We start from the raw sequence: 7841 nt of genomic DNA, 5'->3' as shown, positions 1-7841 counted from the left end.
CCCCAGCCCCAGAGACAGTCGGCACCTAGCCGCCCCCACAAGGACCACCGGCTGCGCTGACTTGCGACGGGCGGTCAGGCGCGGCAGAGGATTTCGCCGTGGGTCACTGAGAACCAGGCGTCGTCTGCGGCCGCCCACTCCTTCCAGCCGTCATAGACGCGCTGGAGTTCCTCGCGGGTGGCGTGGCCGCCCGCCACCGCATGCTCGGCCACCGACGACCTGATCATGCGGCCGCCCCACGACTCGCTCCACCATTCGCGTTCGGCGGGGGTGGCGTAGCACCAGGTGGAGGACGTGGCGGTGACGTCGGTGAAGCCGGCGGCGCGGGCCCAGGAGAGGAGGCGGCGGCCGGCGTCCGGCTCACCGCCGTTGCCGCGGGCGACCGCGTAGTAGATCGGCGGCCAGTCCGCCATGCCGGGCGGCTCCGGGTACCAGATCATGGCACCGAAGTCGGCGTCGCGGGCGGCGACGAGGCCGCCGGGGCGGGTGACCCGGCGCATCTCGCGGAGCGCGCCGACGGGGTCGGCGACATGCTGCAGGACCTGGTGGGCGTGGACGATGTCGAACGTTCCGTCCGCGTAGTCCAGGGCGTGGACGTCGGCGACGGCGAACTCGACGTTGTCCGCCCCGGCGGTGTTCCGGCGGGCCTCGTCCAGGACGCTCTCCGCGGAGTCGGCGGCGACGACCCGGCCCGGCGCCACGCGTTCGGCGATGCCCGCGGTGATCGTGCCGGGGCCGCAGCCCACGTCCAGAACCGAGAGCCCCGGGCGCAGGTGCCCGGCCAGGTAGGCGGCGGAGTTGTCGACCGTGCGCCACTTGTGGGAGCTCAGCACGTTCGCGTGGTGGCCGTGCGTGTAGGCCGGGGTCATCGCGATCACCTCTTTCGGATGCCCTTCACCCTACGACCGCTTCTCACATTATGGGAAATGTGTCTTGCTATTTGAGACGCACGGTAAGAGAAAAGGGGACCGAGGGCTGCTCGGTCCCCTCTTCTTCGTCGTCGTCGGTCAGGCCGCCACGGCGACGCGGCCGGGCTCGGGCCGGGCGGACGGGACGGCCCGCAGGGGCAGCGCCTCGACCGGGGCCAGCACGGGTGAGGTCTCGGGTGAGGTCTCGGCGTAGGCGTTCAGCGTCGCGTGGGTGAGTTCGGTGAGCCACGGTTCGACGACGGTCCGCTCGGCGGGCCCGTCGAGCCGCGGGTGGGAAAGATGGAACGTGTCGGTGGCTGCGCTCACTGCCCAACACCCCTTCCATGCCCGGTGGGCCGCGCCGGTGCGAACCACCGAAGGGTCACATACCCCTAGTACGTCATGACAAGCCACTCGGTTCGACTTCTGTTCCCAGGTGTCGCCCGAATCACAAGGTCAACACTACGGAGCACCTCTGACAGTCTCCGGTCGCCGGCGCGCCTCCCCGCCGGGACGGCGAAGCCGTAATGCTGCGAGAATTCACCACATGCGAGCCGGATCAGACATCCGGTCCGCGCCCCGCCGGGGACGGGGCAGGGCACGCGGGCAAGGGCCGCGGGAAGGCCACGGGGGAAGGACGAGGCACTGGCACCGGAAGCGCTGAACGGCCTGCCCGCGACGGTGCCGGCCCTGTGGCTGCTGTGCGCCGCCGGGTGGGCCGCCGTCCTCGTGGGCCTGCGCCGCCGCGTCCGCGGCCGGGCGCGCGGCCCGGTGCTCTTCGCGCACACCGCGACGCCCGCGGCCGTCGTCCTGCTGTTCTCGCTGATCGGCTTCGGGGCCCTGTACGCGACGGTCGCGCTCACCGCCGAATGGTGGGCACTGCTGCTGGTGACCGGTTTCCGGCCCGAGAGACTTCTGTCCACCGGGGGGCTCGGCCGCCTCGCCGCCTGGGCCACCCTCGCCGGCGCGGCGACGCTCGCCACCACCCGGTTCGTCTTCCACATCTGACGAAACCGCTGAAGAAACCGCCGGTGGAACGCGAACCCGCGTTGGGCCGCACAAGTCAAAGGTACGTAGTATCCGGTACAGCGAAGCGCAAAGCCGTCGGAGGTGAACCATGCCGTGTGCGCTGTGCGGCGACATCATCCCGACCGAGGTCGTCCGGTGCCCCGCGTGCGGCGCGTGGGCGCGCCGCCGCGACTTCCGGGCCGTCGGCGTCGCCGTGTTCATGCTCCTCGGCTTCAACGCGTTCGTCGCGCTCGGCTCCGGGCTGAGCCTGCTCCGGTTCTCCGAGCCGCTGCGCGGCGCCACGCACGGCACCTATGACGCCGCGGCCACGGAGAAGGCCCTCGCCCCCTACACCGAGCTGTTCACCATCAGCGCGATCATGGCGGGCGTCACCGGCGTCCTGTACCTCACCTGGCTGTGGCGCGCCTACGGGCAGTCGCCCGGACCGCACCGGTACCACCGGGCCTGGGTGCTGCTCGGCTGGTTCACCCCGGTCGTCAACCTGTGGCTGCCCGCCCGGACGGTCTACGAGGTGTGGGTCAACACCGGCCGGTACCGGACGGCCCAGCGCCAGGCCGTCGGTGCTGTCGTCACCGCGTGGTGGGTGTGCGTCCTGCTCGGCGTGCTGCTCGCCTACTCCTTCGCGCACGGCAGCGTGGACACGCTCTCCGACGCGCGCTTCGACGTCCACGTCGGGGTCGCGGCCGCCGCGTTCCAGTCCCTCGCCGCGTCCCTGTGCATGGCGGCCGTCTTCCAGATCACCCGGCTCCAGACCGCCCCGGGAGAGCTAGCGCGGGGCCGGGCCTGAGCTGCCCTGGCTGGTGTGCCAGAGGGCTCCTCGCGGGGGACGTCCGGAGACCGGCCCGGCGTGGCCGATGTCGGAGTACGGCGACATCGCGAACCCCGTCGGCTGCACGATGCGGTTGCCGACGGGCCGTCCCGGCGGTGCCGGTGCGGCCAGCGCGGCGCGGACGGCGTCCCGCCCGCCCCGCCGCCACTCCTCGTACAGGGCGTTCAGGTCCCAGCAGGCGTGCGCGGTGATCGAGACGGCCCGCGCCCCGGCGCGGCGGAGGCGGCCCCGGACGACGAGCAGCCACGAGCCGAAGACGGTGGCGGCGCACCTGTCCTGCACCGACTCGAAGAACGCGAGGTCGACCGGGCCGGTCGCGTCGTCCAGCGTGGCGAAGATGACGCGCTGCCCCGACCGGACCGCCGGGGTCTGCGTGGCGACCTTGACGCCGGCGACCAGGACCTCGGACCCGTCGGGACGCCCCGCCAGTTCACCGGCGCGAATCGCGCCGAGGTCGGCGAGCAGCTCGTCGTAGAAGGTCATGACGTGGCGGCTGACGTCCATGCCGAGGATGTCGAGTTCCGCCTCGACGACCTCGGCGGGCGTCATCGGCGGCAGCTCACCCGCGGGGACGTCGGCGGCGAGTTCGAGTTCGAGCGGGGCTTCGCCGTCCCCGCCGCCGATGGGGAGCTGGCCCTCGACGACGGGTGCGCGGCCGGTGGCGCGGTCGAGCGCCCCCACCCGGCAGAGCAGGTCGCGGCGGGCGACCTCCTCCGGTGCGTAGAGGCCGTCGAACGCGCCGGCCAGGGCGAGCCGCTCGGCGGTCGGGCGGGAGACCTCGGCGCGGCGCCAGAAGTCGGTCAGCGACGTGTAGGGGCGGTTCGCGACGATCGCTGCGACCTCCGCGTCCCTGATGCCTTTGACCTCGCTCAGCGCGACGCGGATGCCGGCCCGGCCGCTCCCCGGGACGGGTTCGACGTGCCAGTCCGCCCCGGAGCGGTTCACGTCCAGCGGCAGGATCGGGACGCCGAAATGCCGCGCGTCGTCGAGGATGACCCGCTTGGGGTACATGCCGGGGTCGTGGGTCAGGACACCGGCGTAGAACGCGGCCGTGTGGTGCCGTTTCAGCCAGGCGGACTGGTAGGTCGGCAGCGCGAACGACGCGGCGTGGGCCTTGCAGAACCCGAACGCGCCGAACGCGGTCAGCGTCCGCCAGACCCGGTCGACGACCGGCTCCTCGTAGCCCTTGGCGAGGGCACGCTCCCGGAACCAGGCGCCCACCACCGCCCGGCCCCACTCATCGTTCAGGCTCCGCCGCGCCGCCTCCGCCGTCGAGAGGCCGCAGCCGGTCATCACGTCGATGACGCGCAGCACCTGCTCGTGGAAGACGACCACGCCGAGGCTCTCCCGCAGCGCCGGTTCCAGGTCGGGGTGCGGGTACTCGGGCTCCCTGGTCCCGGCGCGCGACTCCAGGAACGGCGACACCATGTCGGAGTTGACCGGGCCGGGCCGGAACAGCGAGATGTCGATGACCAGGTCGTCCAGGTCGCGCGGCTGGAGCCGGCCGATCAGGTCCCGCTGGCCGGGCGACTCGATCTGGAAGCAGCCGAGCGTGCGGGACGTGCGGATCAGCCGGTAGGTCGCGGGATCGTCGCGCGGAACGTCCTCCAGCGCGATCCGCTCCCCCGTCGTCCGCGCCACCTCCGCCACCGCGTGCGCCATCGCCGACTGCATCCGCACGCCGATGACGTCGAGCTTGAGCAGGCCCATCGCCTCGACGTCGTCCTTGTCGAACTGGCTCATCGGGAAGCCGACCGCGGCCCGCTCGACCGGCGTCCGGTCGAGCAGCGACGGGTTCGACAGCAGGACGCCGCACGGGTGCATGGCGATGTGGCGGGGCAGGCCGTCCAGTCGCTCGGCGATCCGGAACAGCACTTCCAGGCGCCCCGCGGCCAGGTTGCTCTGCCGCAGCTCGGGCAGGTCGTGCAGCGCCGTCCGGATCTGGCTCGCCCGGATCTGCGGGAACGCCTTCGCGATCGCGTCGATCTCCAGCGGCGGCAGGCCGACGGCGTTGCCGACGTCGCGGATGGCGCTGCGCGCCCGGTAGGTCTCCATCATCGACACGCACGCCGTGCTCTCTCCGCCGAACCGCTCGAACAGCGCCTCGTACGCCTCCAGGCGGCGGGCCGACTCCACGTCCAGGTCGATGTCGGGCAGCCCCTCGCGGCTGTCGGCGAGGAACCGCTCCATCAGCAGGTCGTGCCGCAGCGGGTCGAGGTCGCCGATGCCGAGCAGGTGGTTGACGAGGCTGCCGGCGCCCGAGCCGCGGATCGCGCACCGGATGCCGCGCGACCTGATCAGCGCGGCGGCGTCGGCGACCGTGATGAAGTAGGGGGCCAGCCCCTTGCGGGCGATCACGCCGAGCTCGGCCTCCAGCCGGGCGGCGGCCCGCCACGACGTGCCGAGCCCGCGGCGGGTCAGCCCGGCCGCGCAGCGCGCGACGAGCCGCGCGTGCGCGTCGCCCGCGACGGCCGGCAGGTGGACGTCGTCCATCCCGAGGTCGCCGGCCGGGTCGAGGACGCAGCGCGCCGCCAGCCGCCGGGTCGCGGCGAGCAGCGCGTCCGCCTCGTCGGGGCCGCAGCTCAGTTCCGCGACCCGCCGCATCTCGGGGATCGACTTCAGGTAAGCCTGGCCGGTGCGGTCGTCGAGGTGCCGCCGGTGCAGCGGGGCGAGGCGGCGCGCCGCGTCCAGCACCTGCGCGACCGGGTGGTCGGCCGGCTCCAGGTACCGGACGGCGTTGCCCAGCACGGCGGGCACCCCGCTCTCGCGGGCGAGCGCGAGCATCCGCGCGGCCCGCGGCCCGTCCCCCTTGTCGTGGTGGTCGACGATCTCCAGGACGGTCTCGGCGGTCGCGCGCCATGCGGCCAGCAGCAGCGCCGCTTCGTCGGGCCGCCGCGCGGCGACGGCCCGGCCCACGTCCGACCAGGGCCCGAGCAGGACGATGAGGCCCTCGGCGTGCTCCCCGACCATCTCCCGCGTCACGGCGGGCCTCCCGCGTTCGCCCGCGTGCGCCGCCGTCACCAGGCGGCACAGCGACCGCCAGCCCGCCCGCCCCTCCGCGAGCACGACGATCCGCTCTTCCCCTTCGGGCGCGGTGCGCGGAGCCGACCCGGCGTGCGGCGCTGCGGACGCGGTGCGCGAAGCCGGCCCGGTGCGCGGGGCCGCCCGCCCGGCGGCGGCGTCCGCGGGGCGGGGCGCGACCCGCAGGTCGGCGCCGACGACGGCGCCGATCCCCGCCTCGCGGCAGGCCCGGACGTGCCGGACCGCGCCGTACAGGCCGTCGCGGTCGGTCAGCGCGAGCGTCTCCATGCCGAGCTCCGCCGCGCGATCCACGAGGGCGGCGGGCGGCGCCACCCCGTACCGGAGCGAATAGCCCGAAGCGACATGAATGTGCACGTCAGTCCCATACCCGGGATAGCAACCAGCTGTCGGCGGCCACGTCGTAGCGCAGCTCGTAGACGCCGATCTCGATGTCCGGGGTCGCCTCGACCCGCCAGAACTCCCGCTCGCCGGTGGCCTCGCCGGCGGGGTGCTGCTCCCGCCACCAGTCGCGGGTGGTGACCCAGTGCTCCAGCACCCGCCGGACGGTGTAGCGCCGGCCGCGCCAGACGAATCCGACGGGACGCCCGTCACTCACCCGGACGTCCACCGGGTCGCCGAAAACCCGAGTCATCTGCCTCCCCCTCGTGCGCGCCGCACGGGGGAAGTGCATGCGGGTGTTCGAACTGGTGTTCGGACCCGAGTCTAGAGACATCGCCCGCCCGAGGGCAAGGCGGGGGCCTGCCGGCGCCTATCCAAGCATCCGGGTCAGACGTTCTGCGACCTCGGCGGCGTCGGCCACGCCGGCCATGCCGCCACCTGGCCAAAGGTAGTACCACTCGTCCCCGAAGAGGGTGGCGACGACCATGACCTGCCGCCGCGTCCGCGGGCCCGTCACGCTCAGCAGGGACTCCTCGGGACCGGCGAAGCGCCAGGAAAGGCCGCGGGCCCCCACTTCTCTCGCGAGGACCGCGAGGTGCCGCCGGCGCACCTCGGCGATCTCCCGCCCACCGACTACAGACACAACAGCCGCCTCAGCATGGTCCGGATCACCGGAGACCACGATGGGCGATCATCCGGCGACGAATGGTGACCGATTCCCAGCATGACCCGATCCCGGGGGGCGTGCAGCGAAATCCCGAGAGTGGGAACGCCTGTTTCGCGAAACCGCGGGGATGGACCTGGAACGGGCCGGCGACGCACCGTGCCAGCCCGCGCCAATCGCGTGCGGGGCCCTTCCGGAGCCCGGAACCCGGCGCCCTGCCGGAGGGCCCGTCCGTGATAGAAGCCACCTGTCGGCGGGCGCCCCAGCGCCCGCGCCAAGCGGACCGAAGAAGGAGCGAGCCGATGAGCGCCGTCCCCGCCGGCGACCCGTCAGGCCCCGCGCACGACCGTCCCGCCGCCCCGCCGCGCCCCCTGGCCGAGCGCCCCCTGGCCGGGCTGCGCGAGCGCAAGAAGCGGCGGACCCGGACGGCGCTCGTCGACGCGGCCCTGGACCTGTTCCTCTCACAGGGGTACGAGGCGACCACGATCGACGAGATCGTCGCGGCGGTCGAGGTGTCTCAGCGGACGTTCTTCCGCTACTTCGCCACCAAGGAGGACGTCGTCACGGCCTTCCTCGCCGACCACGACGAGATCCTGAAGGACGCGCTGACCGCGCGCCCGCCCGGGGAGCGCCCGTTCACCGCGCTGCTGGAGTCGCTGCGCGTGATGCTGCGGTCGATCTCCGAGGGCGACCCGGCGGACGGCCTCCGGTTCCGGCGGGTCCGGCAGGTGATCGAGGCGACGCCGTCGCTGATGGCGGCGCAGCTCGCGCGGCACGCGGCGTCCGCGGAGGCGCTGGCCGCCGAGATCGCGCGGCGCGAGGACGTCGACCCCGAGCACGACCTCCGGCCGCGGATCGTCGTCGCGTTCTTCCAGGGCGCGCTCAAGGTCGCGTTCGAGGACTGCGCGCGCCGCGACATCTGGGACGCCGGGACGGTCGCGGCCCGTGTGGACGAGGCCGTCGCGGTGGTCGCCCGCACGATGCGCGACTG

At 73.6% G+C, this 7841-nt stretch carries 8 protein-coding genes; 3 read left to right on the top strand and 5 right to left on the bottom strand.

Translation table 11 applies throughout. The features are described 5' to 3' along the window. Nucleotides 1-74: 74 nt before the first annotated feature. Both E1200_RS28645 and E1200_RS28640 read right to left on the bottom strand, forming a co-directional pair. A complete protein-coding gene (locus E1200_RS28645; RefSeq protein WP_131955195.1) occupies nt 75-869 on the bottom strand; it encodes a methyltransferase domain-containing protein in 795 nt (264 codons plus the stop codon). A 138-nt stretch (nt 870-1007) separates the two neighbouring features. Continuing rightward, nucleotides 1008-1235 (bottom strand): hypothetical protein, encoded by a 228-nt coding sequence (locus E1200_RS28640; protein WP_131955194.1) that lies wholly within the window; start codon nt 1233-1235, stop codon nt 1008-1010. 354 nt (nt 1236-1589) lie between these two features. Here E1200_RS28640 and E1200_RS28635 point away from each other — a divergent pair, with 354 nt between their 5' ends. Beyond that, nucleotides 1590-1916 carry a hypothetical protein gene (locus E1200_RS28635; protein WP_243708899.1) on the top strand — a complete coding sequence of 109 codons (327 nt, stop codon included), beginning with the start codon at nt 1590-1592 and terminating at the stop codon, nt 1914-1916. A 109-nt stretch (nt 1917-2025) separates the two neighbouring features. Then, nucleotides 2026-2724: a DUF4328 domain-containing protein gene (locus tag E1200_RS28630; protein ID WP_131955192.1), complete on the top strand. Its 699-nt coding sequence runs from the start codon at nt 2026-2028 to the stop codon at nt 2722-2724. Here E1200_RS28630 and E1200_RS28625 read toward each other — a convergent pair. The 3 genes from E1200_RS28625 to E1200_RS28615 form a co-directional block, all read right to left on the bottom strand. After that, nucleotides 2704-6162, bottom strand: a complete 3459-nt coding sequence (locus E1200_RS28625) for a DNA polymerase III subunit alpha (protein WP_131955191.1) — start codon at nt 6160-6162, stop codon at nt 2704-2706. The two genes, E1200_RS28630 and E1200_RS28625, sit on opposite strands and share 21 nt — an antisense overlap. A 1-nt stretch (nt 6163) precedes the next feature. Further along, nucleotides 6164-6439, bottom strand: coding sequence for a DUF6504 family protein (locus E1200_RS28620; RefSeq protein WP_131955190.1), 276 nt, complete (start codon nt 6437-6439; stop codon nt 6164-6166). Between the two features lie 117 nt (nt 6440-6556). Next, a complete protein-coding gene (locus E1200_RS28615) occupies nt 6557-6829 on the bottom strand; it encodes a hypothetical protein (RefSeq protein ID WP_243708898.1) in 273 nt (90 codons plus the stop codon). Between the two features lie 323 nt (nt 6830-7152). Between E1200_RS28615 and E1200_RS28610 the strand changes: the two genes are divergently transcribed. Further along, on the top strand, nt 7153-7841 hold a 689-nt coding region (locus E1200_RS28610), incomplete at its 3' end, for a TetR family transcriptional regulator (protein WP_165950504.1).

The organism is Actinomadura sp. GC306, assembly GCF_004348665.1.
GTDB lineage: Bacteria > Actinomycetota > Actinomycetes > Streptosporangiales > Streptosporangiaceae > Spirillospora.
This window is presented reverse-complemented; position numbering and strand designations above follow the sequence as displayed.

What these genes read in the sequence shown, in the direction of transcription:
- E1200_RS28620 (WP_131955190.1), bottom strand. Translation starts at nt 6,439, where the DNA reads ATGACTCGGGTTTTCGGCGACCCGGTGGACGTCCGGGTGAGTGACGGG.
- E1200_RS28630 (WP_131955192.1), top strand. Translation starts at nt 2,026, where the DNA reads ATGCCGTGTGCGCTGTGCGGCGACATCATCCCGACCGAGGTCGTCCGG.
- E1200_RS28645 (WP_131955195.1), bottom strand. Translation starts at nt 869, where the DNA reads ATGACCCCGGCCTACACGCACGGCCACCACGCGAACGTGCTGAGCTCC.